Genomic DNA, 25,364 nt, shown 5'->3' on the forward strand with positions numbered 1-25,364 from the left:
ATGAAAAAAAAAGCAGCCCTTAGGCTGCTTTTTATGTTTTCACCTATGTTATACGCCAAACGAGGAGGGATCTTCTCTCCAAGCTTTCAGAGCGGCTACATCGTCTTCTTGAATCACGCCTTGCTCGAGTGCTACATCCATGAGCGCTCCGTAGTTAGACAGCGTCTGAAGCGGAATTCCCGCGTCGCTGAAGGCTTGTACAGCCTTGTCCAACTGGTAGCTGAAAATAGCGAGAACGGCTTGAGGCACAGCGCCCGCATCCTTGATGGCAAGCGCGGCCTTGATGGAGCTTCCTCCGGTCGAGATTAAGTCCTCAATGACGATTACTTTCTGTCCCGGCTTAATCATGCCTTCAATTTGGTTCTCCTTGCCATGACCCTTCGCTTTGTCGCGGATATATGCCATTGGCAGATTCAGCTTCTGTGCTACCCAAGCTGCATGCGGAATACCTGCTGTTGCCGTTCCCGCGATCACTTCGGTGTCCGGATATTGATCGCGGATCACCGCTGCGAAGGATTCTGCGATGTACTCGCGAATTTCGGGATAGGACATGGTCAGACGGTTGTCGCAGTAGATCGGCGATTTAATGCCTGATGTCCAAGTAAAAGGCTGCTTCGGACGCAGCGCCACCGCTTCGATCTGCAGCAAATACGCTGCGATTTGCCCAGGGATTTCTGCAAGTTTCGTCATGCTTCCAACATCTCCTTAATGATTTGTTCTGCAGCTGCTCTCGGCTTTTCAGCGCCCGTAATCGGACGGCCGACGACAATGTAGCTACTTCCGTTCCGAATGGCTTCTCCCGGCGTCAGAACACGCTTCTGATCGCCCTGATCGCTTCCTGCTGGGCGTATGCCCGGTGTCACGGTAACAAAGTCCTTGCCGCAGGCGTTCACGATGTCGGCGGATTCCTGCGCGGATGCTACCACACCGTCCAACCCTGCGGACTTCGTCAGCTCCGCATAACGGATGACTGCATCTTTTACCGAGCCAGGAATACCGATCTCCTGATTCAGCACATCCTGCGCGGTACTCGTCAGTTGCGTCACTGCGATCACCAGCGGCTTTTGCAGTGAGCTGTTGGACTGCAGAGCCTTATCCACACCAGCCAGAGCGGCCTTCATCATGTCCTTGCCACCGGCTGCGTGAACGTTAAACATGTCCACACCAAGACGGGTGATGCTTTCCGCTCCACCCTTCACCGTGTTGGGTATATCATGCATTTTCAAATCAAGAAACACTTTGTAGCCACGGGTCTTGAGTTCCCGTACAAAATCCGGGCCTGCGGCATAATACAACTGCATGCCCACTTTCATATAGCACGGAATGCCTTCAAGCTCCTGAAGCAGATTCATGGCTTGATTCGCATCAGGGTAATCGAGGGCCACAATTAAGCGGCCCGCCATTTCCTTATATTGTTCATTCATATGTTTGACTCCCTCTTAGCGGTCAGCAAAGGCCGGCATCGCAGAGGATTGGAAGTTGATCGTATCCAGCATGTTCAGCAGTGCTCTAACGGTATCCAGGGAGGTCATGCAGACTACTCCGTTCTCAACCGCTTCGCGGCGAATCCGGAATCCGTCACGCGCAGGCGTTTTCCCTTTGGTCAGCGTATTGAAGACGAATTGCGCATCCCCGTTGCGGATCAGATCGAGAATATTCGGTGTGCCGTCGCTCAGTTTTTGTACTGTCGTAACGAGTATTCCCGCATCACTGAGGGCTTGTGCTGTTCCGCCAGTCGCATAGATTTTATATCCGAGGCGTCTGAAGCCTTGCATCAGTTCTACAGCTTCGTCCTTATCCTTGTCGGCTACGGTTATAATGATCGCACCGGTAGAAGGAATCTTCATGCCCGCTCCGATCAAGCCTTTGAACAAGGCTTTCGCATACTGCAGATCGCGTCCCATAACCTCGCCTGTCGATTTCATTTCAGGTCCCAGCGTCGGCTCGACTCTGCGCAGCTTCGCGAAAGAGAAGACCGGCACTTTAACCGATACATATTCGCTTTCCGGCCACATGCCGCCTTCGTAACCAAGATCCTTCAGCTTTTTGCCGAGAATAGCTTGCGTCGCAAGGTTGGCCATCGGAATGGTCGTTACTTTGCTCAGGAACGGAACCGTCCGGGAAGAGCGCGGATTGACTTCGATGACGTAAACTTCATCCTTGTAGATGACGAACTGGATGTTGACCAAACCGACCGTTTTCAGTTCCTTGGCAATACGGGTCGTGATGCTCACGATTTTATCCTTCAGATGCTGCTCCAGGTGCTGCGGCGGATATACCGCGATCGAGTCACCGGAGTGAACTCCTGCGCGTTCGATATGCTCCATGATCCCTGGAATGATGACCGTTTCGCCGTCGCAGATGGCATCAACTTCGACTTCCTTGCCGAGCATGTAGCGGTCAATCAGTACCGGATGATCCGGGTTGATCTTAACCGCTTCTTCCATGTAGCTCAGGAGCTCTGCGTCGGAGTATACGATTTCCATCGCCCGTCCGCCGAGGACATAAGATGGTCTTACAAGAACCGGATATCCGAGCGATTGAGCTGTTCCTACGGCTTCATCAACCGATGTCACCGTGCTGCCTTTTGGTTGAGCGATGTCCAAGCGGGACAGCAGAGCCTCGAACTTCTTGCGGTTCTCCGCTTCATCAATGCTCTCCAGACTGGTTCCGAGAATCGGAACGCCTGCCGCGCTAAGCGGTGCTGCCAGGTTGATGGCTGTTTGTCCGCCGAACTGCACGATAACTCCGATCGGCTTCTCCTGTTCGATGACATTCATGACATCCTCAAAGAACAGCGGTTCGAAGTACAGTCGGTCCGAGGTGCTGAAATCGGTCGATACCGTCTCAGGGTTGTTGTTGATGATCACCGCTTCGTATCCTGCTTTTTGGATCGCCCACACCGCATGTACGGTCGAGTAGTCGAATTCGATACCTTGGCCGATCCGAATCGGTCCGGAGCCGAGCACAACCACTTTTTCCTTATTCGTTTTCGTAACTTCGTTCTCTGTTTCGTAAGTAGAGTAGTAGTAAGGCGTGGAAGCCTCGAATTCGGCTGCACATGTATCTACCATTTTGTATACCGGACGCAGGTCGTTCTGCAGGCGGTAGTCACGCACTTCCACTTCCGTAGCGTAGGTGTCAGCATTTACTTGCGCACGAATTTCGGCAATCGCGCGGTCGGTAAAACCAAGGCGTTTGGCTTCATACAGAGTATCGTATGTCAGCTCTTTTTGCTGGATTTGGGCCTCGAAGGCGATCATTCCCTGCAGCTTGTCGAGGAACCACCAGTCGATTTTGGTCAGGTCCTGGATCGACTGAAGATCGAAGCCGCGGCGGAAGGCTTCCGCAATCAGGAAGATGCGCTCGTCGTCCACCTTGACTAGACGCTCTTTCAGCACCTCTTCGCTCAGCTCGTCAGTTCCCTTCAGATACAAGCGGTGCACGCCGATTTCCAGGGAGCGGATCGCTTTATGGATGGATTCCTCAAAGGTCCGTCCGATGGCCATGACTTCGCCGGTTGCTTTCATTTGCGTACCCAGCTTGCGGTTGGCGTGAATGAATTTATCAAACGGCCAGCGCGGGATTTTGCTTACAATGTAATCCAGCGTCGGCTCAAAGCATGCGTAAGTTTGACCCGTCACCGGGTTAGTCAGTTCATCCAAGGTGTATCCCAAAGCAATTTTGGCAGCCATTTTGGCGATCGGATAGCCGGTCGCTTTCGAAGCCAGAGCCGAAGAGCGGCTTACCCGCGGGTTAACTTCGATGACATAATATTGGTAGCTGTGCGGATCGAGCGCTAACTGCACGTTACATCCACCTTCGATGTTCAAAGCACGGATGATTTTTAAGGATGCCGATCTCAGCATTTGATACTCCCGGTCGGACAGCGTCTGGCTCGGCGCCACGACGATGCTATCGCCGGTATGAACGCCGACGGGATCGAAGTTTTCCATGTTGCAGACCACGATACAATTATCGTTCGCGTCGCGCATGACTTCATATTCAATTTCTTTCATGCCCGCGATGCTCTTCTCGATCAGACACTGGCCGATCGGACTGTAGCGGATACCGGAGGATACCGTTTCACGCAGTTCTTCTTCGGTTGCGCAAATTCCTCCGCCTGTGCCGCCTAGCGTGTAAGCCGGACGAACGATGACCGGATATCCGACCTCTTCCGCAAACACCAGCGATTCTTCAAGCGTCGTAACGATCGTGCTTTCCGGAACCGGCTGCTCCAGCTCGCGCATCAGCTCACGGAACAAGTCTCTGTCTTCCGCTTTCTCGATCGAATCCAGCTGCGTTCCGAGCAGCTTAACGTTCTCCTGCTCCAGAATACCTGCCTTCGCGAGTTCTACCGCCATGTTCAGTCCAGTTTGTCCGCCGAGTGTCGGCAACAGTCCGTCCGGACGCTCCTGGCGAATAATTTGTGTCACAAAGTCAAGGGTAATCGGTTCAATATAGACTTTGTCTGCCATATTGGTATCCGTCATGATCGTTGCCGGGTTGCTATTGATCAGCACAACCTCAACGCCTTCTTCTTTGAGCGCCTCGCAGGCCTGTGTACCTGCATAGTCGAATTCTGCCGCCTGACCGATTACGATCGGGCCCGAGCCGATAACGAGAATTTTCTTAAGTTGTTTATTAAGTGGCATGATTAACGTTCTCCTTTCGCGGCTGCAGCAAGCTCAGCCTGGCGCGGGTTCGCCGGATTCTGCTGTTTATGTTCTCTGATCATCTCCAGGAACTGATCGAAGAGATAGCTGTTGTCATATGGACCTGGTGCAGCTTCTGGGTGATATTGGACAGTGAAGACCGGATACTTTTTATGCTTCAGACCTTCAATGGTTTTGTCGTTGTTGTTGATGTGAGTCACTTCAAGTTCCGTGCCTGCGATCGAATCCTCCGTTACCGTGTAGCCATGGTTTTGAGAGGTGATGTAGCAACGGTTTGTTTTCAGATCTTTAACCGGATGATTGCCACCGCGGTGACCGAATTTAAGCTTATCCGTATCCGCTCCGCAAGCGAGTGCGAACAATTGATGGCCGAGGCAGATACCGAAGATTGGATATTCACCGAGAAGCTCTTGGATCGTGCGGATTGCATGTGGTACATCCTTCGGATCCCCAGGGCCGTTAGACAGCTGAATGCCGTCCGGATTCAGCCGGCGGATCTCTTCCGCAGTCGTGTCTTGCGGCACAACCACCACGTCGCAGCCACGCGCAGTCAGTTCGCGCAGGATACCTGTTTTGGCTCCATAGTCAACCAGGACGATCCGTTCTTTGGAACCCGGGCTGCTGTACGTATGTTTCGTGGATACCGTAGCCACCTGATTCGTCAGGATCGGGCTGGCTGTCAGTCTTTCTCTCAATTCTTCCACCGACTGGGCCGAAGTCGTGAGAATTCCCTTCATGGTTCCGTGTTGGCGGATCATGCGAGTCAACATGCGGGTATCGATGCCGCTGATACCGACGATGCCATATTCTTTCAACAGGTTATCGACGCTGTATTCCGCACGCCAGTTACTTGGCACGGTTTCATGGCGGCGCACGACGAATCCATGCACGAATGGCGCTACAGATTCAAAGTCATCGCGGGTAATCCCGTAGTTACCGATCAACGGATAAGTCATCGTCACGATCTGTCCGCAGTAGGATGGATCAGACAATACCTCTTGATATCCTGTAATCCCCGTATTGAATACAACCTCACCTGTTTTTTCACCTTCGGCACCGAAAGCACTGCCTGTAAACAGCGTTCCATCCTCCAGAAGCAATCTTGCTTGCATTCCATTCACTCCTCTGTCAAATACGTATGTTTGAGGATGCTGCAAAAAGCGATATTTGTCTTTGCAGCATTCTTCTTTTTTTGGCTATATCAAAGTGTTTCTTTTTTGATGCCGGCAGTGTCCGGTTTAATCAGCCCATACAATCTTGCCGTCCACCCAAGTTTTCACCGGCCAACCTTTTAGCTTCCATCCGGTAAACGGAGTGTTGCGTCCTTTGGTCGCGAATTCCTTCGGATCGACCTCTTTCTCCGTGTCCAGGTCGATCATTGTCAGATCGGCTGGTGCACCTTCTTCCAATCTCCCTGTCTCCAGTCCGAATACCTTGGCAGGATCAGCAGTCATGCGACTCACCAGGAAGGAGAGATCCCATTTTCCTGTTTGTACGAATTTCGTGTACAGGAGTGGAAATGCAGTCTCGAAGCCAACGATGCCGAATGGCGCCATTTCCATTCCTTTTGCTTTTTCCTCTTCGGTATGGGGAGCATGGTCCGTAACGATGATATCCAGCGTTCCGTCCTGCAGGGCTTCGATACAAGCCTCTACGTCGCGCGGGGAGCGCAGCGGCGGATTCATTTTCCAATTGGCATCAAGTCCTGGGATATCTTCATCGGACAACAGTAGGTGATGCGGGCATACCTCAGCAGTCACGTTGATGCCGATGGATTTGGCCTGGCGGATCAACCGGATGGACTGCTCAGTGCTGACGTGGCATACATGGTAGTGAACCCCTGTAGCTTCTGCAAGCAGGATGTCCCGGCCGACATGGATCGCTTCCGACTCATTCGGAATTCCCACCAGTCCATGCTTCTCGGCAAACTTCCCTTCCGTTACGCATCCTCTTTCAACGAGCGAGTTCTCTTCGCAGTGCGCGATGACCGGCATATCCAGTTCGGCAGCCATCCGCATGGCGTTTTTCATCATTTGCGCATTCTGCACGCCTACGCCGTCGTCGGTAAATCCAATGGCCCCAGCTTCCTTGAGTGCAGTGAAATCAGTCAGTTCCCGTCCTAACTCTCTAACCGTGATGGCTGCATAAGGAAGGACTTTCACAATCCCAGCTTCGCGTGCCTTATCCAGCACCTGTTTGACGGTTTCCGGATTGTCTGTTACCGGTTTGGTATTCGGCATGCAGGCAATCGTTGTAAAACCGCCCTTGGCAGCCGAACGGCTTCCGGTTTCAATGGTTTCTTTATGTTCAAAGCCAGGTTCGCGCAAATGAACATGCATATCGATCAGACCCGGCGTGACCAGCTTGCCCGCTGCGTCCGTTACTTCGATGCCTTCCTTCGGCTCCCATGCTGAGTCCCCGTCGATCAGATTCCGGATGACTCCGTCTTCTAGGATGATATGTTTTTTGACCAGTTCACCTTGTTCATTCAACACGCTAGCATTCGTAATAATATGCACGCTGTTTACCTCCGCTCGTCGATTGGCGCCGTGGCTTCCAACCTATTGTATAATATTAATTCATATTTGTGTATATTTATTAGCATAATTACATCTAAATTCTTGCTTCAGCCTATTTCAAAGCTCTCTCCATCACTGCCATACGTACCGGAACCCCGTTGCTCATCTGTGTGAATATGGCCGATTGCTCGCACTCGACAACAGCATCGTCGATTTCCACATTCCGATTTACCGGTGCAGGATGCATAATCAATGTGTGTTTGGATAGCTTGGCTGCACGCTCTACAGTTAATCCATATTGTGCCCTGTATTCCTCTGCCGATTTCAACATGCCCGTTTCATGGCGTTCAAGTTGAACCCGCAGCATCATGACCACATCCGATTTCATGGCCTCTTCCATGGAGACATATTGCGCATAAGGCTCAAGTTCCGGTGCTTGCATGCTGCGGGGTGCGCAGAACTTGACTTCGGCCCCGAACTTTTTAAGCGCCCAGAGATCCGATCTTGCCACACGGCTGTGAGATATGTCGCCGATGATCGAAACGGTCAACCCTTGAAGGGTTCCGAATTTTCTTTTCATAGTGAAGAGGTCCAGCAGTGCTTGTGTCGGATGCTCGTTGTTACCGTCCCCTGCGTTGATGAGCGGGACCGTCAGTTTGCCTGCCAGTTCTTCAAGCACGCCCGACGGCTTCAAACGGATGACTCCAGCATCGATTCCCATGGATTCCAGCGTTTTGACTGTGTCGTAGATCGACTCTCCTTTTTCCACGCTGGATGCAGCCGCCGAGAAGTTCAGGACTTGGGCTCCAAGTCTTTTTTCAGCCATTTCGAAAGAGAAGCGAGTCCGCGTGCTGTTCTCGAAGAACATGTTCGCCACAAAGCTTGTGCTGAGCACCGGCACGACTTTTTCCTGCTGCGCTTCCCAATATGCGGCCCGATCCAGTATTGACTCGATTTCCTGACGGCTGAGATCCTTAAGTCCGAGTAAGCTGCGTTCCTTGAGCTTCGTCATCGTCATCATGTTATTTCTCCTCCCGGTTTTGGAAAATCACAACCTCATCCTTGCCATCCGTTTCGATCAAAGCGACTTCAATCTGTTCCTGTCTGGAAGTTGGAACGTTCTTTCCTATATAATCCGGTCGGATCGGAAGTTCACGATGTCCCCTGTCCGCGAGTACAGCGAGCTGGATCATCTGAGGTCTGCCGCAATCCATTAGTGCATCCATCGCCGCCCGTATCGTCCGGCCTGTGTACAGCACATCGTCGAAGAGTATAACCTTCTTATCTTTTATGTTTAGAGCCTTAAGCTCTTTATTCACATCCATAGCCGCTTTCGGGTCCGTTTCATTCTGATCGTCCCTGTAAGGGGTCACATCGAGTGCTCCCCAAACGACCGGCGTTCCTTCAATCTCAAGTATTTTCGCGGCAAGCCTCTCTGCCAGAAACTCTCCCCGCGTTTTAATGCCGATCAGAACGCAGTTGTCAATCCCCTTGTTCCTCTCCAGTATTTCGTGTGCAATCCGTGTCAGTGCGCGGCGGATCGCCGTTTCATCCATAATGACATGCACTTCAGTACTCATGCTCCACACTCCTTTGTTTAAGGGATTTTGACTACATTATCACCCGTGAAGACGCAAAAAACTCCTTGCCCGAAAGGCAAGGAGTTAACGTCGTTAGACATAATAGGTCATGAGGAAACTTCCGGTCCGCACAAAAACATGCGCATGCCGCAAAAGTGAACCTCGATTCACGTTACCTTGCCAGTCTCACGGGACTGAATTAAAGGTGCATATTTAACTACAGAGAATTATGACAGACGGGCCTTGAAAAGTCAACAGGCTTCGACCTTTTTGGGATATGAAACTTATTCCGGTAAATTCCGTTGGGGCTGGGTCCCGGTTTGCACGGATGTCGACGCAGGCTCTGCAGTTTGATGCGGCACAGCCGGCGCGTTGTTTTGAGCTTTCGGTGCATCACCGAAAATCTCATTCATCTCCCTTTTTACCTCACGCACCGTTTTGCCTGCCGCTCGTCCAAGGCCTGGCAGCTTGTTCGGGCCGAACAGCAATAATGCCAGCACTGCCAAAAGGATAAAGCCCGGTACACCGATATCGCTTAACATAGGAATTACTCACTCCTCTTTAATCCTGATTACGATCATGGAATGGCTTGTCCATCGCTTAGACCGCACCATAGTTCATTCGCTCGTCGTATTCGTTATCCAGCCGCTGTTGCTTGCGGTAAACCACTCGGGACATTACAACGCTGATCTCGTACAATATGATAAACGGCACAGAGACGGAAATATGGGAAAAAAACTCTGGCGGAGATATCATGCAGGCGATAAATACCAGAACCATATAAGCCACTTTTCGCATTTTACCTAGCTTGGCCGGATTCAATATACGAAGTCTGGTCAAAAACATAGCAATAACAGGAAGCTCAAAAGCCAAAGAAACCGGCACCACGATATTGGTGAGAAAGGAAAAATACTGCGCAATGCCATAGGTCTCGACCAGCCCCAAATTTTTCGTTGTTTCCGTCGTGAAACGGAACGCCATAGGAAACACGACGAAATAGGCAAATACAAAACCAACGACCACTAACATAAAGGCGGCCGGGATATATTTGAGCGCAGCCCTGCGTTCATCCTTCCGGAGCCCTTTTTTGACGAAACCCCATATTTGAAACAAAGTAAACGGAACCGCCACGATCAACGACAGCGCCGCAGACAGATACATATAAATTTTGATCCCGTCAAAGGGACTGAATGCGTTCCAGGCTACAAGCGAAGCCGGAGGCCGACTTTTCAGAAATTGAAGCACATCTCCCGTAAAAAACAAGGCGATAATCATCGACACCAGAAAAACGGCAAGGATCCAAAATAACCGCTTTCGCAGTTCGGATAAATGTTCCACATACAAAGACCAGTTCAAACGATTAAGCAGGGTCATCAGCTCCCGTGTTCATAAACATATATGTCATTTCCATACATACCACTTTACCATCTTTGACTCTAAAAATCACGAAGGTCTTCTCATTTGTTCCAGTCGCTCCATCACAATACGCACAGCTATCGCATCATCAATATATCCAAACGGAAAGCTGAAATCAGGAATAATATCGGCCGACAGAACGAAATACAAAAGCGCGCTGCCAATGACATGCTGCTCAGAGTCAGGCAGGTTGCCGGAATCAAATTCCTTGTAGAGATCCTTTAATTGGTCTATATAATAACCCGCGCTCCGCAGCTGATCCAGTTTCGGCAAGAAAGACCTTTTGATCATTTCTCTGCCTTCCTCCGTTTTTGCATATGCCTCATATTTATGCAATTCCTTGCGGATTTGGATGGCCATATCCTCCACGTTAATTCCGATACCCTGAATGGCGTCTCTGAGCTCTTGTACCCCATCCTTTTGCATCGAGATCTCAAATCCTGCAGCAGCGAAAAGCTCCGTCAATGGAATCTCCAAATACTCCGAGAACATGTTGAGATGCTCAAGACGAGGTTTCTGTTTCCCGTTTACAATTCGCGATATGGTCGCCGTATCCATTCCAATGATTTCGCTCAGTTTTCGCATGGACAGCGTCCTGGCCCTTAATTCTTTTTTAATCAACTGGCCCAGCCTATTTTGTACCTCGATCTGCTCTTCATCGGTAGCCACCTACAACGCCCCTTTCCATCAACTCAAACGAGTGTTGCCATTATCTCAACAGTAGATGCTCACACAGTGTCACTTTTTTGAAGCAGCTTCAATAAGATATATGAGGATTTTGCAAATTCTGAATCAAATTTTTTCGAATAATCAATTAGGAGAGTGCTAACAAAGATTGCACCATAGTTATTTTTGATACCACCTGTCATTTGTAACATAATCGGCATGGTCATTTTGGTGGCTATTATCATCGTGGGTAGATGTTAAATTTAAATCCGCTCAAATTCGATGAGTTCGGTCAATTCCCTAAATATTCCAATTCTATAGATTGACACATTTGGTAGATATATATAAAATAAAATGGAATTAATACCTTAATTTGGGAAGGTGATGATCTATTATGAAAAAGTTTTCCTTCATTGCCATCATCATGATCATGCTGTTCACGTTTGCATCGGCAGCATCTGCTTCCACTTCCGTGCCCCTGTACCTCTCTGGTAAAGTTTCGTACGAGGCTACTTATTACAACCAGAATTTCAATTCATGGGGTTCTGTCACACTGACCTTGCTTAAAGTGACACCAACGGGTGATGTTTCTGTAGGCACAGCATACGTATCGGTGCGTCCAGGCGAGACGAAAACCGAAAAAGTACTGTTGGCTTCCAATCTACCGGCAGACTACTATAAATTGCAAATTACTTATGGCAGCTATGGCAGCGGTAACGTTGCTGTATATGCAGACCGGATTATTTCGGAGTAGCGCTGAACTTGCAGCATTTTATCACATTCCATCACGTGAGAAACCCAGTCATATTGACTGGGTTTCTCGGTATTTCCAGGCTGCCTTCGGGCAGCCTTTTTCTATGAATTTGCGTTATTTACGAATGGAGAGAATGAACTTTTCGAGTGGTCCTGTATCGGTAATGACCTGATTACATGCATGGTTATCCATACATACATATTGACCAATGGATGCGTAGTTATCCGGCGATGCGATCGCTGGCTTGGTCTTGACTGAGAAGAAAGCAAGCTCTTGGTGACGATTGCAAAACAGGCAATACCCTTTCTTGTTCGTCGGCGTAATTCTTCCTTCAATGCCAATGAACCGTCCTTCGAACGGATAAATGATGAATAACCTGTTCGTGGCCACATCTACCCAGCTCAAGTATGTCACGAATCGAAAATCGATGGATTGCAGATCGGGAACTTTCAGTTTTTTATGTTTAGGAAATAACTTCTGAATCTGTTTCAGCGTAATCGGCGGGTACGGCTCTAGGTATGCTTCTATTTCACTAAGATATTTTTGAAAATCAAATGCCGTCTCGAAGATCGAAATTTGTTCCAGCATCCGTTGCTGATCCCCTGTCAGGCTAGAAAATGCCTCCGTTACGTTCACCGCAGCACGGTATCTTACGGTCTCTAAAACCCTTCGATCCGCGACGGTTCGCAGTGTTTTCAGAAGAAAATCCGTTTGTTTCTTAATGATATTATATTGATGGTTTCTAATAAATGGAGTACTCATAGCTCTTCAGCCCCTTATTTTTGATGGAAAATTGTATAAGGTGCAAAGCCGTTATTAGAAACGATAAAGATAAGTTCGGGCGATTGAATCCATTCTATCGCACCTCACGCAAAGTATCGCCCTAGATCAGGCTTTGCATGAGGACTTCCTAGCAAATGAGCAAATCAGCGTTGCCATCAATAAGACCCCCTGTCGCAATCATGCGAAAAGTATAGCAAAGAATTCCGGATGGCGCAATTAATCCTAGAGCATCCATCCGCCATGAGCCTGTACCAAGTTCACCAAAGAATCGCCTGGAGAACAAAAGAAATGGGCAGCCCCTCGGCTGCCCGTTTCCACTATATCATCAACGATTAAAATTCAAATTCCACATCGCTTAAACGGCTCTTGATTTCATTGATAACACGTTGTTCGTCTTCTTCACCGTTTGCGATAAACGTAACGGAGAAACGCACAAAATGACCGGCATCATCCCAAGGCACGCTGGAGATCAGCTTTTCCCTGATCAGGAACTGGGAGAAGTCCTCGCCAGACTCAAAACGGATACCGCCCTTGATCCCTTTAGGTGCTTCCACGTACAGGAAGAATGAACCTTTCGGTTTTTCAGCCTGGAAGCCCAGCTCATTCAAAGCTGCAACCAGCATTTCATGCCGGCGAGAATATTTGGCGGCGATTTTCTCCGTAATTTGCGGATTGTACAGACCATATGCTGCCGCTTTCTGAATTGCGATAAATTGCCCGGAATCATTGTTATCCTTCACATCGCCGAATGCTTTTACAACAAGCGGGTTACCTGCGATAAATCCAATCCGCCATCCGGTCATATTGTACGACTTGGACAGGGAATGAAGCTCGACGCCCACGTCTTTGGCTCCGGGAACGGACAGGAAGCTAAGCGGCTTCAATCCGTCATACGTCAATGCAGCATATGGAGCATCATGTACGATAACAACGTTATGCTTCTTGGCCCATTTCACAACCTCGGTAAAAAACTCCATCGTTGCGCTGGCTCCGGTCGGATTGTTCGGATAGTTAAGATAAAAAAGCTTGGCGCGCTTAGCAATATCCGCTGGAATCGAATTCAGATCTGGCAGGAAATTGTTCTCTTTTTTGAGCTCAATGTTGTAAACTTCCCCGCCGAGGTATTTGGTGTGGGTACCCATGACCGGGTAACCAGGAACCGTCATGATGGTCACATCTCCCGGATTGATGAAGCAGGAAGGCAGCATCGCCAATGCCGGCTTGGAGCCGATGGAATGAAGCACTTCCGTCTCAGGGGCAATTCCTTCCACGTTAAATACTTCTTTCAGATAATGCGCTGCCGCTTCTTTAAACTCAGCAATACCATTGTCAGCGTATCCCCGATTCTCAGGCTTGGCCGCTTCTTCGGCAAGCTTCGCGACAATGCCGGCATCTGCCATTTCATCAGGTTCGCCTACGCCCAGGTCGATCAGTTCGACATCAGGAAAATCCTTTTTCGCTTGTGCTTTGGCGCGTTTGATTTTTTCAAACTTATAGATCGCCGTATCTTTACCGTAATTGGAACCGCCAATCCGGTCCGCAAAATGATTTTGGATAAACGTGTTTTGATATTGTTCGATACTCATGTCATATTTCATCTCCTATTTAGGCAAAATTTCTACCCTAAATATGAAGGAATCCATGGCTGAAAGCCATGGATTAATTATCGTATCATTTGTACTTCAGCGACTTCGCAGATTCGTCAGCAGTTCCTCCATATCAGATGGAATCGGAGCCGTAAATTCCATGTACTCTCCGCTCGACGGATGAACGAATCCTAGCACTTTGGCATGCAGCGCTTGTCCGTCCATTTTGATGCCTTTACTGCGTCCATAAACAGGATCGCCCACCAGAGGATGACCGATGAATTTCATGTGAACGCGGATTTGATGCGTTCTTCCCGTTTCAAGCTGCAACTCAAGCACCGTATAATCACCAAAACGCTCCAGAACAACGAAATGCGTAACGGCATGCTTGCTGTTTTTTTCGGAAACCGTAAACATCTTGCGATCCTGGGGATCGCGGCCAATCGGTGCATCCACGGTTCCTTGGTCATGGCTCACATTACCATGGACCAGGGCGATATATCGGCGTGTAACGCTATGATCCTTCAGCTGTGCGGCCAGTGAAGCATGCGCCTTGTCGTTTTTGGCTGCCATCAAAAGGCCTGAGGTATCTTTATCGATCCGGTGCACAATACCGGGACGAAGCTCTCCGTTAATACCGGACAAGTCCTTGCAATGATACATCAACGCATTGACGAGCGTTCCCGATGAATGTCCAGGAGCCGGATGCACAACCATGCCTCTCGGTTTGTTCACCACGATCACATCGCGGTCCTCATAAGCGACATCAAGCGGAATATCCTCAGCCACGATTTCCACGGCGGACGGTTCCGGGACCATCACTTCGAGATGATCGCCTTCCGCCAGTTTATAATTGGCCTTTACCGCATTTCCGTTGACCTTGACATGGCCCGAAGCGATCCATAACTGTACCTGGGATCTGGACACCTCATCTTCCCAGGATTCAGTGATATACTTGTCGATCCGGTCCTTGGCAAATTCCCGGTCGATCACCCACTCCCGGATATCGGTTTCACTCACACAATTTCATTCCCTTCCTGGCTCTTGCTCTCTGGTGTTGTTTTATTCAAATCAATCAGCGAATCCAAAATAATGAGCGCGACCCCGACAACAATACAGGAGTCTGCAATGTTGAAAATTGGAAACGTATAACTTCCGAAGTTAAACATCAAAAAGTCCACGACTTCCCCATTCAGTGCACGATCAAGGAAGTTGCCGATGGCACCTCCCAATACGAGACTAAGGGCAACGGGCAGCAGCTTACGTGAAGAGGATTTCCTCACTCTTTGCATGTACCAGATAATGGCGATGACGACAACCACGGTGACGACGACAAAAAACCATCTTTGGTTTGGAAGAATCCCAAAAGCAGCACCCCGGTTACGGCTTGAGGTAATCAGAAAGAAATTGCCGATGACTGGTATTTCTTCACCAATCTCCAATTGTTTTGCAATCATGAATTTCGTACTCTGATCCACTAAAAATGCAATTAAAGCGAGTATGTAATACCACACAGCACCAAGTCACTCCGTTCTTATCATTTAGGCCGGCAAAATATAACGGCTTCATGTCAACTAAAGACTCGTATATTGTAGCACAGCACGTCAGAAATCGTCCATTAACGTCCAGTGACGAGAAGATTTTCCTTCTCTAAAACCCATCATTTCCGCGCATTCTAGAATGAAAGGAATCGTCTTAAGCGGCGTTCGTCTGCCAAAAAGGAAAGGGGCCTGTATCCATGCAGCATCTTACCGCTACACAGCTCAAACATCTTCGTTCCCTGCTGGAAGAGCAGCAGCAATCCATACAGCATAAAGATCAGGACAATGACCATTACGGACTGGATGAATCCATGCGTGATGAAACCGGCGAGCTGTCTCATATCGATAATCATCCTGCCGATGTCGCAACCGAATTGTACGACCGAGAGATCGATCTTACTTTACAGGATCATGACGATCACCAGATGGATCTTATCAGTGACGCGCTCGCGCGGATGGATCAGGGTTCCTACGGCGTATGTCCTGTTTGCGGCAAAGCCATTGCCTATGAGCGTCTCGAAGCCGTTCCCACGACGGAATATTGTATTGAGGATACGCCCAAACGGCATGTTTCTAATTACCGCCCGGTAGAAGAGGAATTTTTGTTGCCACCTTTCGGCCGCACTAGCCTCGATGAGCGCGAAGATCAAAACGGCTTTGATGGCGAAGATGCCTGGCAGGTGCTCGAGAACTTTGGAACCTCCAATTCCCCGGCCATGGCCGAAGGCAATGAAATCCACAGCTATAACGAGATGGAAATCGAAGCCTCGGAAGAGCTGGAAGGCTGCGTCGAACCGCTGGAAGCCTTTGTAGCTACAGACATTTACGGCAATCTCATTGATATCGTCCGAAACCAGGAATACCGCAGATACATTGATAAAGGCGAAGGTATCGACATGAGTCAGCTTGCCGAAGAGGAAGAGGACGAAGAAGAATTCTTCTGATCCTTACCTTAATACGTATTCAGCTCAAGCTGACGCTGAACGATTCGCACGATATCCGCGATATAATCGCCGATGATCGGCAGATTAAGCGCTCCAAGGACCTGCAGAACGTAAATAATAGTGGCCGCGAAAAAAGTAAAGCCGATCGCAATGCCGACCCCTCGTGCCGTTCCGGAGAGCAAATTCAACCAGATGAGCCGCCAGGGCTTATGCAGGAGCTGGGTATAGTCGGCAATGCGGGATCTCTCCATCTGATCCGCAATCTGGACCGTTAGTTGATACATCCGGCTCAGCTGCTCTTCGCCTGCAGCTGGTTCACCGTTCTTAGGATCATTCACCATGAGTTCTTCCCCTTTTGAATTCATAACCGCATATCTCGAAGAAAAACAAACGAGCCCAAAGGCCGCAGACTTTCATCTGCGCTTGAAGGCTCGTTTATTCCTTTTGACTGCTATTATTTGCCGAAAACGCGGCACTCATTCAATGCGGGTAATTTCCCACAGTATGAATCATGTCTAAAAACTATTCAGCAATGTGAATGCCCAGCGTTTTACCGGCCAGGTCAACGGTTTCCATGGCTGCTACCTTACCGAAGATGAGATCTTTGACGAGTACGTTCTCACGAAGCACATGGTCAAAAGACTGAATCGCCTTAGTAAGCTCTTCGTCTGCGTCAAGCACCAGGGTAACACGCTTTTCGATCGGCAGATCCAGCTTTTTGCGGTAATCCTGTACGGCACGGACCACTTCTCTGACCCAACCTTCCTGCTCGAGTTCAGGAGTGATTTCCGTATTCAAGGCCACTGTAATGCCATAACCGGATGCTGAAGCGAAACCGCTCTTGGCATGCTTATCTACCAGCAGTTCTTCAGCTGTGATTTGCAGCTCTTCCCCTTCCGGAGAAGTTACATTGATGCTTCCCGATTGAACGGCTGCTCTTGTTTCCTCCGGAGTCAGACCTTTGAGGAAGCCTTGCAGGAAGCCGATATTTTTACCGTATTTTTTACCGGCGACTTTCAAGTTCATTTTCAACGTAAAATCAACAAACCCGCTGTCGCTGGTTTCAAGCACGAGTTCCTTCACATTGATCTCTTCCTTGACGATTTCTTGGTAGCCCTCTACGTCAAAAGGACGATCCATTGAGATAATCAGTTCAGACAATGGCTGACGGGTTTTGATGCCCGTTTCGTTACGTACGTTCCGCGCGAGTTCAACGATTTGACGGGCTGCTTCCATATCCGCTTCCAGCGACTTATTGATGAGAGTCTCGTCGGCTTGCGGGAAGTCCGCCAGATGCACGCTTGTGCCGCCGCCGAGGTTCGTATAGATATCTTCGGACAGGAACGGCGTATAAGGTGCCATCAACTGGGCGAGGGTGAGCAGGACATGCGTTAGAGTACCATATGCTGCAAGTTTGTCCTCGGTCAAGCCACTTCCCCAGAAACGGTCGCGGGAACGGCGGATGTACCAGTTGCTCAGCTCATCAATAAAGCCTTCGATGCCTTTGGCGGAATTCAGGAAGTCGTTAACCGCCAATCCTTTGTCAACCAACTGGATCAGGCTGTTCAAACGGGAAAGTATCCACCGATCCAGCTTATTGTTTGACGGTTTGTACGGATGTTCTGCAGGGTCGTATCCATCGATATTCGCATACAGGGTCAGGAACGAATGAGTATTCACCAGCGTATCCACGACTTTGGATTTCGCTTCGGCCACGATGCCTTTAGAGAAGCGTTTGCTGTTCCATGGCGCACTGTCCGCGAGCAAAGCCCAACGGAAGGCATCCGTACCGAATTCATTGATGATTTCCCAAGGGTCGATGACATTACCTTTAGATTTAGACATTTTTTGTCCGTTTTCATCAAGGATGTGGCCCGTAGCGATGACGGCCTTGTATGGCGCTACTCCCTTGAAGAGCGTGGAAACCGCCAGCAGGCTATAGAACCAGCCGCGGGTCTGGTCAATCCCTTCACAGATCATGTCGGCAGGGAATTGATCTTCGAAGTTTTCCACGTTTTCGAATGGATAGTGATGCTGTGCAAATGGCATCGAACCGCTGTCAAACCATACGTCAATGACCTCGGAAGTGCGTTCCATCACTCCACCTTCGCAATGCGGACAGTGCACTTTCACTCCGTCCACGTAAGGCTTATGCAACTCGAAATCATCCGGAAGTTCTGTCGTTGCATGCTCTCTCAGATCCGCAAAGCTATGCGGAGAGTATTCTTTTTTACAGGAATCGCAGACCCAGACGTTCAAAGGCGTACCCCAGTAGCGGTTACGGCTGATGTTCCAGTCCACCAGATCCTCAAGGAATTTGCCGAAGCGGCCTTCGCGGATATGACCCGGGAACCATTCCACGCTGTTGTTATTGGCGATCAATTGATCCTTCACGGCTGTGGTTTCAATGAACCAGCTCTCCATCGCGTAATACAGCAACGGAGATTTGCAGCGCCAGCAGAATGGATAGCTGTGCTCGTATTTTTCCTTGCTGAAAAGAAGTCCCTTTTCGGACAGCATTTTCACGATATCCAGGTCGCAATCTTTCACGAAACGTCCAGCAAGATCCGTGATCTCATCGGTATAACGTCCCTGTGCATTGACGACGCTGATGAAGCTAATGCCGTTTTCGCGGCAGGTTTTATAGTCGTCCTCACCGTGCGCAGGTGCCATATGAACGATACCTGTACCGCTGGCATCCGTTACGAAGGATGCGCCAACGATCAGGTTGCCTTTTTCAGGCTTGGTGTACGTAAATGGCGGTGTATAGGTTTTTCCGATAAACTCGGAACCTTTATGCGTGGACAAAACCTGATAATCCTCTTTCATTACGTCTTCCACCAGGTTTTTAGCAACAATGTACACTTCCCCGTTCTTCTCCACACGTACGTAGTCCATATCCGGGTTCATCGCGAGTGCAACGTGAGCCGGAAGCGTCCAAGGAGTGGTCGTCCAAGCAAGCACATATTCGCCACTGTCATGCAGCTTGAATTTGGCTGTTGCGCTGAGATCCTTCACATCTTCATAACCTTGTGCCACTTCATGGGAGCTGAGTGTCGTTTGGCAGCAAGGGCAATACGGGCTTACGCGGTGACCGCGATAGAGCAGGCCTTTTTCATGGATGGTCGCCAGGATGTTCCATACGCTCTCAATGTAGTTGTTCTCAAGCGTGATGTACGGATGATCCAAATCCGTCCAGTAGCCGATGGCTTCCGTCAGCTCTCTCCATTGTTTTTCATATTCGAAAACGCTGGCTTTACACTTCTTAATAAATTCTTCCACGCCGTATTTTTCAATTTCCTGCTTACCGGAGATCCCGAGCTGCTTCTCAACTCCAAGCTCAACCGGCAATCCATGCGTATCCCATCCGGCTTTGCGGACGACGCGGTAGCCTTTCATCGTCTGATAACGACCGATAAAGTCCTTGATGACGCGGCCCAGAACGTGCCCGATATGCGGAGCGCCGTTGGCTGTTGGAGGACCTTCGTAGAAAACGTAATTTTTCTTACCTTCACGGTTTTCCATGGACTTGCGGAAGGTGTCTTCCTCGTTCCATTTCTTGAGTACCCGCAAATCGCGGGAGCGTGCTTTTTCTTTGATATCGACTTTTTGCATAAATATCCTACCTTTCGTTTTCCTTCAAAGGAATTTCCCATCCCCCTAAATCCCTCTTCGTAAGGGGGACCCCAAGGGCTCTGCCCTCTGGACTCCCGAAATGAATCGGAATGTGCAACAGAGTGCGTACTTTGAAACTTTTGTATGTGATACCCGCTTTTCGCCCCTATTCATTGCTTGCGCAAAGAACGGGGCACGCTTTACGGATGCGTTAATTTCCCATCTCCCTAAATCCCTCTTCGTAAGAGGGACCCCAAGGGCTCGCCCTCTGGACACCCGAAATGAATCGGAATGTGCAACAGAGTGCGTACTTTGAAACTTTTGTATGTGATACCCGCTTTTCGCCCCTATTCTTTGCTTGCGCAAAGAACGGGGCACGCTTTACGGATGCGCTGTCTTGATTTATAGGCTGGAAAGTGACTGCCTGCCTCGAACATTTTCAACGCACGATAGGTTCCCGATGACGTATCCGAAGGGAAGTTGAGGAAGAACCGAGCATCTCCACCACCCGTCACATTGGATCACCGCCGCCCCTCAAACCACCAACCTTTCGGGTGTCCAGAGGGCGGCGTCCTCTGGGGTCCCTAAAAGTTTCCCAAAGGAAAACTCGCTTCGGAAGCAAAGGCTTGGAAAGGGGACTTAGGGGGATTCGGAAAAAGATCCAAAGAAGCTTCTCCAAGCACAAAAAAAGCCTCATCCCCAAAGGGACGAGGCTTCTGCTCGCGTGACCACCCTAATTCCGTTCACGAAGAAAAAAGCTTCTTCAGAACGACTCCTTAAGTCCTCGCCTAAAAGCTTTCCACTAGGAAACGCTCGATTCAGCAAGGAGCCGATATAACGTTCGGCAATCCGGTTCAGCTTACGCACGTTAGCAGCTAACGGTTCAGCTTTACTTCTCCGGGAGGATCTTCGGCTTTTGGTCTGAACATTGGCTCTCAGCAAATCGCCAACTCTCTGAAGGACATATCCAAAGCTTACTTATCCCATCATTGAATACATATAACGCTAGGATGTTGTACATTCGCACAACAACCGATATGACTATAGTTATAGTCCTTTTTGTATCAAAAGTCAACCAAGCAGAAGCCTAGTATACTTCATTTGCCTCACGGGTATCCCGGGAATCACTGGAAGACTCCAACGCTTCCCAGCCATCTTGGCTCAACAGCTCAAGCTGCGCTTCAACCAGCGTCCGGAACCGCGTACGGTAGATCGAAGCCTGCTTTTTTAATTCTTCCACTTCCATGGCAATTTTACGCGACTTGGAAAGTGATTCATTAATAATACGGTCAGCATTCTTCTCGGATTCCTTAATGATCAGCTGAGCTTCTTTCTTGGCATTGTTCTTAACCTCATCAGCTGCTTCCTGTGCCACGATAATAGTTTTGGAAAGCGTCTCTTCAATATTGAGGAAGTGATCAAGTCTTTCCTGCAAGGACATCATCTGGTTATGAAGTTCCTTGTTTTCCCGGATTACACTCTCATAATCCTTGATGACCTGATCAAGGAATTCATTCACTTCATCTTCATCATAACCCCGGAGCCGGCGGGAAAATTCCTTGTTATGTATATCCAGTGGCGTTAATGGCATTTGATGTGCACCTCCTAAGAATGTTCAGGTCTCCCTGTTATCAAACGGATCTGTAGATACAGTCCACTTGGAATGTATCGGCCGAAGAAATGCTTTTCATTAGATTAGTCTTTGCTCGTAAATATTTCATTTCGACAGAAAAAACCTATTTCCTGCTGAGAGTCTACACAAATTTACCTATTTTAACGCGAAAACGCCCTTTTTTCGTAACATCTCCGGCCTCCAGCACCTTGAAACGTCCAAAACCCTGCATCGAGACCATGTCGCCTTCTTTAAGCGGAGATGAGGGGTCCTCGACGGTTTTCCAGTTTACGCGGCAGCGTCCTGCACGGATGGGAATCAGCACCTTGCTCCGGCTGAGACGATAAACATCGGAGGCAATGCCATCAAGACGCAAAGAAGCCACCGTAATATCGAGCGTCTCCAAAGAAACGTTGCTCGTTCGCAGCTGCTCAATCGGCAAAATCTCACGCTGGACGTGTATACGGTGCACCTGATTTAAATTCATATCAAGAAATGCGCTAATATCTTCACAAACAACCGTATGGCAGCCATTCTCGAGAACATGGATATCACCTATTTTGGACCGTTTAATGCCAAGCCCTAAAATGGACCCCATGTAATCCCCATGTTCAAGTGTCAGAAATTTCTGGTCAAGGGAGTCAATGCTAAGAACCTTCAGCTTCATGTCCTCGCCATCTAAATCCCGGTAATCCGGCGCAATGAGTGCACGGCACCGCTCTGCCCCTTCATAACCGCCGTCCAGGCGCACATGCACATCCGGATGGCGGTTTGCCAACGATTTCACGATGACGATCTGTCTTGGATCCAAAAAATCGGTCAGCTTGGTTTCATGGTATTGACCTGCGTTCACAATCCATTCCCATGCACGATCCACGAACTCGCGCTCATCGGGGTGAAAGTGCTCATAAATATCCTGCTTCATGATCAGAGGAACAACCGAAGGATCGCGTAAACGCCCTGCTCAGCGAACTGCAGGACAAACAGCGCAATGATCGGCGAAATATCCAGCATTCCCATAATTGGCGGAATGAAACGACGGAACGGAGACAGATATGGTTCCACCAGCTTCGCAAGCAGCTCTCCGATAAAATTCTCGCGCAAGTTTGGAAGCCAAGACATCAGCACATAAACAATAATCATGTAAAAGTAGATTTGAAACAGATAATGCACTATTGTTGCAACTTCGTACAAAATTGGCTCACCTCATTCTGTTGTATTCATGTTCTTCTCCAAGTATTTCTGATATGGTGCCTGAAATCTCTACCGTATCCGGTGTGCACAAAAAGATATTGCCGCCAATCTTGGATATACCCCCGCCCAAGGCATAGACCGTTCCACTAAGAAAATCAATGATCCGAAGCGCCTGATCCGTGCGCACCCGCTGCAAATTCACCACAACGGTTCGATGCGACCGCAAATGATCAGCAATTTCCTGGGCTTCGTCATATGATCTCGGCTCATGCAGGATAACCTTAACGTTTTTTTGCGAGTGAATGCTGACCACATTATTTCCCCTTTGGTTTTTACGTGTTTCCACCGGCGGAGTTTCAAATTCTTCTTCTTCAACGGGGAGCTGTTCCCGTTCAACGATTTCCTCCTGCTCTTGCAATCCCAAAAAAGACATAAATTTGTTCATCACAATCATCACTCCTCCTCTTCTTTCCCGACCAAAACACTGCCTAACCGAATCCAAGTTGCTCCTTCCTCAATCGCCACTTCAAAATCGTTAGACATTCCCATGGAAAGCTCCGTTAACGGTTCCTTCGTTATACCTTGGAGGTTTAAATCATCCCTTAACTCACGAAGCCCTCTGAAAACCATGCGGGTATCTTCTGCCCTATCCTCGAAAGGAGCCATGGTCATGAGGCCAATCACCCTAATATGGGAAAAACCTTGAATTTTTCGCAAAAAATCTGCAGTATCCTCAGGTGCCAATCCGTATTTGCTATCTTCTCCAGAAATATTAACCTGTACGAAGGTTTTTATTACCAAACCCTGTGCTGCCGCGGATTTCTCCATTTCTTTGGCCAAAGAAAGCCTGTCCAATGAATGAATGTATTCGAACTTGCCGATCACATCCTTCACTTTATTGGATTGCAAATGGCCGATAAAATGCCAAGTTCCCCGCTGTCCCAGCGCGTTCCATTTTTCCTCTGCATTTTGCCAGCGGTTCTCGCCAAGATGCTCCAGTCCGCTGTCCAGTACTTTGGCTGCCATTGCAGTCGATACATATTTGGTCACCGCCACGATGTTGACGTCTTCAGCGGATCTGCCACTGCGCAGGCATGCCTCTTCAATCTGTTTATGAACTTGCTGTACACGCTCTTCCAGATTCATGGAAGGCTCACCTCTCTTTTAACCCGATCCAACTAGCCATTCGTCCTGTCGTTCCCCCATCCTTGCGGTATGAGAAAAACAAATCGTTACGACAGCTCGTACACCATGATGTACATTCGATATGAGTCGGCAATATTCCTGCTTTAATCATAATGTGTCGATTCATTTCTTTCAAGTTAAGCATGTATTTGCCGCCTTCTTTTGCTATGTACCAGTCTGAAGTGGAATAATGCTCATTACCCAGGAAATGTTTTTCTAAATCGCGCACATGGGTCATGACTTTTTCATCCACTTCATAGCAGCAGGAACCGATCGACGGACCAATCGCTGCCACGATGTCTTCGCTTTGGCTGCCGAAGGCCTCCTGCATCCGTTCCACCATTTTACCGGCAATTCCGGCCACGGTTCCTTTCCATCCGGCATGAGCCAGGCCAACGACCTGCTGCTTCGGATCATAGAAAAATAGCGGAACGCAATCGGCATAAAATGAAGTCAGCATGACTCCCGGCACATTAGTCAGCAGTCCATCCGTATCCTGTATCGCAGACTCCCGGTCCAAGCTTCCGGCCCCCCGCTTGTCTCGGTCAATGATTGCAATATCGGCGCTGTGTACTTGCTCACCGCATGTCCATGCATCCAGTGTAAAGCCAAGCGTGGCAGCCACAAGCTTGCGATTGGCAATCACATCTTCTGGGCGGTCTCCCACATGAAAAGCGCAATTCAGTGTATGATAAGGCGTTTGGCCAACGCCTCCGTTTCTTCCGGTAAAGCCGGCGCTGAGTCCCTTATATTGACTTGCCCAAGGCTCCAGCATAAAAAGTGCGGGCTGCCCCTCGGCCTCTTTTAAAACAAACGGTTCCATGCTCTCACCTCAGCTTCCAGTGTACCATAACCGGGTGCTACAATTATAGCTGCAGGCATATAAAATCCAACATTTCGAGTTCCGTCACCTGTTCATAAATCCCTGTAATTCCGGCGGTCGCGTTCCTGACGTTCCGCATAAGCGGCAGCATCCTTTTCGTCCTGCAGTGTTTTAAGCTCTTCCATCTTGACCAAAACGACATCTGAACCAATTTTAACGATATTCCGCCATGGTATGATCAGATCGGCGCCCCCGCCGAACAATCCCAAAAATTTGCTATAGCTGGGCACTACAATCGCATCAATCCGGCCTTGGCGCAGATCCAGCTCAAGATCGCTGATTTGGCCAAGCCTTTTGCCGTCCACAATATTGATGACATCCTTCGTTTGAAAATCGGATATTTTCATACTCTTCTCCACCGCCTGCTGATCTGGAATCAAGGGCCGCAGCTCCTTTTTCGTGAGTTTTCA

General features: G+C 49.0%; 26 protein-coding genes and 1 other annotated feature. Of the genes, 3 read left to right on the top strand and 23 right to left on the bottom strand.

Translation table 11 applies throughout. The features are described from left to right. Positions 1-48 precede the first annotated feature (48 nt). From pyrE to GRF59_RS16455, 10 genes are all read right to left on the bottom strand, one after another. Positions 49-690 carry an orotate phosphoribosyltransferase gene (gene pyrE / locus GRF59_RS16410; protein WP_160498778.1) on the bottom strand — a complete coding sequence of 214 codons (642 nt, stop codon included), beginning with the start codon at positions 688-690 and terminating at the stop codon, positions 49-51. Next, positions 687-1,424, bottom strand: coding sequence for an orotidine-5'-phosphate decarboxylase (gene pyrF, locus GRF59_RS16415; RefSeq protein WP_160498779.1), 738 nt, complete (start codon positions 1,422-1,424; stop codon positions 687-689). Before pyrF ends, pyrE begins: the two co-directional genes overlap by 4 nt. A 15-nt stretch (positions 1,425-1,439) precedes the next feature. Beyond that, complete coding sequence (gene carB, locus GRF59_RS16420; RefSeq protein ID WP_160498780.1) at positions 1,440-4,655, bottom strand: carbamoyl-phosphate synthase large subunit; 3,216 nt, start codon at positions 4,653-4,655, stop codon at positions 1,440-1,442. 2 nt (positions 4,656-4,657) lie between these two features. Then, the gene (locus GRF59_RS16425) at positions 4,658-5,788 is read right to left on the bottom strand and encodes a carbamoyl phosphate synthase small subunit (protein ID WP_160498781.1); all 1,131 of its coding nucleotides are present in this window, start codon (positions 5,786-5,788) and stop codon (positions 4,658-4,660) included. Between the two features lie 126 nt (positions 5,789-5,914). Next, positions 5,915-7,195, bottom strand: a complete 1,281-nt coding sequence (locus GRF59_RS16430; RefSeq protein ID WP_160498782.1) for a dihydroorotase — start codon at positions 7,193-7,195, stop codon at positions 5,915-5,917. Between the two features lie 112 nt (positions 7,196-7,307). After that, positions 7,308-8,216 carry an aspartate carbamoyltransferase catalytic subunit gene (locus GRF59_RS16435; RefSeq protein ID WP_423802960.1) on the bottom strand — a complete coding sequence of 303 codons (909 nt, stop codon included), beginning with the start codon at positions 8,214-8,216 and terminating at the stop codon, positions 7,308-7,310. 1 nt (position 8,217) lies between these two features. Beyond that, complete coding sequence (gene pyrR, locus GRF59_RS16440) at positions 8,218-8,775, bottom strand: bifunctional pyr operon transcriptional regulator/uracil phosphoribosyltransferase PyrR (protein WP_160498783.1); 558 nt, start codon at positions 8,773-8,775, stop codon at positions 8,218-8,220. 284 nt (positions 8,776-9,059) lie between these two features. Next, positions 9,060-9,317 carry a twin-arginine translocase TatA/TatE family subunit gene (locus GRF59_RS16445; protein ID WP_160498784.1) on the bottom strand — a complete coding sequence of 86 codons (258 nt, stop codon included), beginning with the start codon at positions 9,315-9,317 and terminating at the stop codon, positions 9,060-9,062. 58 nt (positions 9,318-9,375) lie between these two features. After that, positions 9,376-10,149 carry a twin-arginine translocase subunit TatC gene (gene tatC / locus GRF59_RS16450; RefSeq protein WP_160498785.1) on the bottom strand — a complete coding sequence of 258 codons (774 nt, stop codon included), beginning with the start codon at positions 10,147-10,149 and terminating at the stop codon, positions 9,376-9,378. A gap of 69 nt (positions 10,150-10,218) precedes the next feature. Beyond that, the gene (locus GRF59_RS16455; RefSeq protein ID WP_341480085.1) at positions 10,219-10,860 is read right to left on the bottom strand and encodes a helix-turn-helix domain-containing protein; all 642 of its coding nucleotides are present in this window, start codon (positions 10,858-10,860) and stop codon (positions 10,219-10,221) included. Positions 10,861-11,251: 391 nt separating this feature from the next. Here GRF59_RS16455 and GRF59_RS16460 point away from each other — a divergent pair, with 391 nt between their 5' ends. Further along, a complete protein-coding gene (locus GRF59_RS16460) occupies positions 11,252-11,611 on the top strand; it encodes a hypothetical protein (protein WP_160498786.1) in 360 nt (119 codons plus the stop codon). A gap of 114 nt (positions 11,612-11,725) precedes the next feature. On the opposite strand, the gene GRF59_RS16465 is transcribed toward GRF59_RS16460, so the two are convergent. Then, on the bottom strand, positions 11,726-12,373 hold the full coding sequence (locus GRF59_RS16465; RefSeq protein ID WP_160498787.1) for a FusB/FusC family EF-G-binding protein: 648 nt from the start codon (positions 12,371-12,373) through the stop codon (positions 11,726-11,728). A 228-nt stretch (positions 12,374-12,601) separates the two neighbouring features. Here GRF59_RS16465 and GRF59_RS30015 point away from each other — a divergent pair, with 228 nt between their 5' ends. After that, the gene (locus GRF59_RS30015) at positions 12,602-12,730 is read left to right on the top strand and encodes a hypothetical protein (protein ID WP_272914993.1); all 129 of its coding nucleotides are present in this window, start codon (positions 12,602-12,604) and stop codon (positions 12,728-12,730) included. Here GRF59_RS30015 and GRF59_RS16470 read toward each other — a convergent pair. The 3 genes from GRF59_RS16470 to lspA all read right to left on the bottom strand — a co-directional run bounded on the left by GRF59_RS16470 (position 12,727) and on the right by lspA (position 15,494). After that, positions 12,727-13,980, bottom strand: coding sequence for an LL-diaminopimelate aminotransferase (locus GRF59_RS16470; RefSeq protein WP_160498788.1), 1,254 nt, complete (start codon positions 13,978-13,980; stop codon positions 12,727-12,729). The genes GRF59_RS30015 and GRF59_RS16470 overlap by 4 nt on opposite strands. A 96-nt stretch (positions 13,981-14,076) precedes the next feature. Then, positions 14,077-15,000 carry an RluA family pseudouridine synthase gene (locus GRF59_RS16475; RefSeq protein ID WP_160498789.1) on the bottom strand — a complete coding sequence of 308 codons (924 nt, stop codon included), beginning with the start codon at positions 14,998-15,000 and terminating at the stop codon, positions 14,077-14,079. After that, positions 14,997-15,494: a signal peptidase II gene (gene lspA / locus GRF59_RS16480; RefSeq protein WP_160498790.1), complete on the bottom strand. Its 498-nt coding sequence runs from the start codon at positions 15,492-15,494 to the stop codon at positions 14,997-14,999. Before lspA ends, GRF59_RS16475 begins: the two co-directional genes overlap by 4 nt. A gap of 224 nt (positions 15,495-15,718) precedes the next feature. Between lspA and GRF59_RS16485 the strand changes: the two genes are divergently transcribed. Continuing rightward, positions 15,719-16,465: a TraR/DksA C4-type zinc finger protein gene (locus tag GRF59_RS16485; RefSeq protein ID WP_160498791.1), complete on the top strand. Its 747-nt coding sequence runs from the start codon at positions 15,719-15,721 to the stop codon at positions 16,463-16,465. Between the two features lie 8 nt (positions 16,466-16,473). Here GRF59_RS16485 and GRF59_RS16490 read toward each other — a convergent pair whose 3' ends face one another. The 9 genes from GRF59_RS16490 to GRF59_RS16530 form a co-directional block, all read right to left on the bottom strand. After that, the gene (locus GRF59_RS16490) at positions 16,474-16,806 is read right to left on the bottom strand and encodes a DUF5665 domain-containing protein (protein ID WP_160498792.1); all 333 of its coding nucleotides are present in this window, start codon (positions 16,804-16,806) and stop codon (positions 16,474-16,476) included. A gap of 181 nt (positions 16,807-16,987) precedes the next feature. Then, complete coding sequence (gene ileS, locus GRF59_RS16495; protein WP_160498793.1) at positions 16,988-20,080, bottom strand: isoleucine--tRNA ligase; 3,093 nt, start codon at positions 20,078-20,080, stop codon at positions 16,988-16,990. 700 nt (positions 20,081-20,780) lie between these two features. After that, positions 20,781-21,079: a binding site (T-box leader), on the bottom strand. An 88-nt stretch (positions 21,080-21,167) separates the two neighbouring features. Further along, complete coding sequence (locus GRF59_RS16500) at positions 21,168-21,671, bottom strand: DivIVA domain-containing protein (protein WP_160498794.1); 504 nt, start codon at positions 21,669-21,671, stop codon at positions 21,168-21,170. 163 nt (positions 21,672-21,834) lie between these two features. After that, positions 21,835-22,617, bottom strand: coding sequence for a YlmH family RNA-binding protein (locus GRF59_RS16505; RefSeq protein ID WP_202128706.1), 783 nt, complete (start codon positions 22,615-22,617; stop codon positions 21,835-21,837). Positions 22,618-22,619: 2 nt separating this feature from the next. Further along, a complete protein-coding gene (locus GRF59_RS16510) occupies positions 22,620-22,886 on the bottom strand; it encodes a YggT family protein (RefSeq protein ID WP_272914994.1) in 267 nt (88 codons plus the stop codon). Positions 22,887-22,893: 7 nt separating this feature from the next. Beyond that, on the bottom strand, positions 22,894-23,340 hold the full coding sequence (locus tag GRF59_RS16515) for a cell division protein SepF (RefSeq protein ID WP_160498795.1): 447 nt from the start codon (positions 23,338-23,340) through the stop codon (positions 22,894-22,896). Beyond that, complete coding sequence (locus tag GRF59_RS16520; protein WP_160498796.1) at positions 23,340-24,032, bottom strand: YggS family pyridoxal phosphate-dependent enzyme; 693 nt, start codon at positions 24,030-24,032, stop codon at positions 23,340-23,342. The genes GRF59_RS16515 and GRF59_RS16520 overlap by 1 nt, the downstream gene beginning before the upstream one ends. A 7-nt stretch (positions 24,033-24,039) precedes the next feature. Then, positions 24,040-24,894: a peptidoglycan editing factor PgeF gene (gene pgeF / locus GRF59_RS16525; RefSeq protein WP_160498797.1), complete on the bottom strand. Its 855-nt coding sequence runs from the start codon at positions 24,892-24,894 to the stop codon at positions 24,040-24,042. Between the two features lie 92 nt (positions 24,895-24,986). Next, positions 24,987-25,301: a YlmC/YmxH family sporulation protein gene (locus tag GRF59_RS16530; RefSeq protein WP_160499124.1), complete on the bottom strand. Its 315-nt coding sequence runs from the start codon at positions 25,299-25,301 to the stop codon at positions 24,987-24,989. Between the last annotated feature and the right edge of the window lie 63 nt (positions 25,302-25,364).

It is taken from the genome of Paenibacillus dendrobii (assembly GCF_009807035.1).
GTDB lineage: Bacteria > Bacillota > Bacilli > Paenibacillales > Paenibacillaceae > Paenibacillus_AQ > Paenibacillus_AQ dendrobii.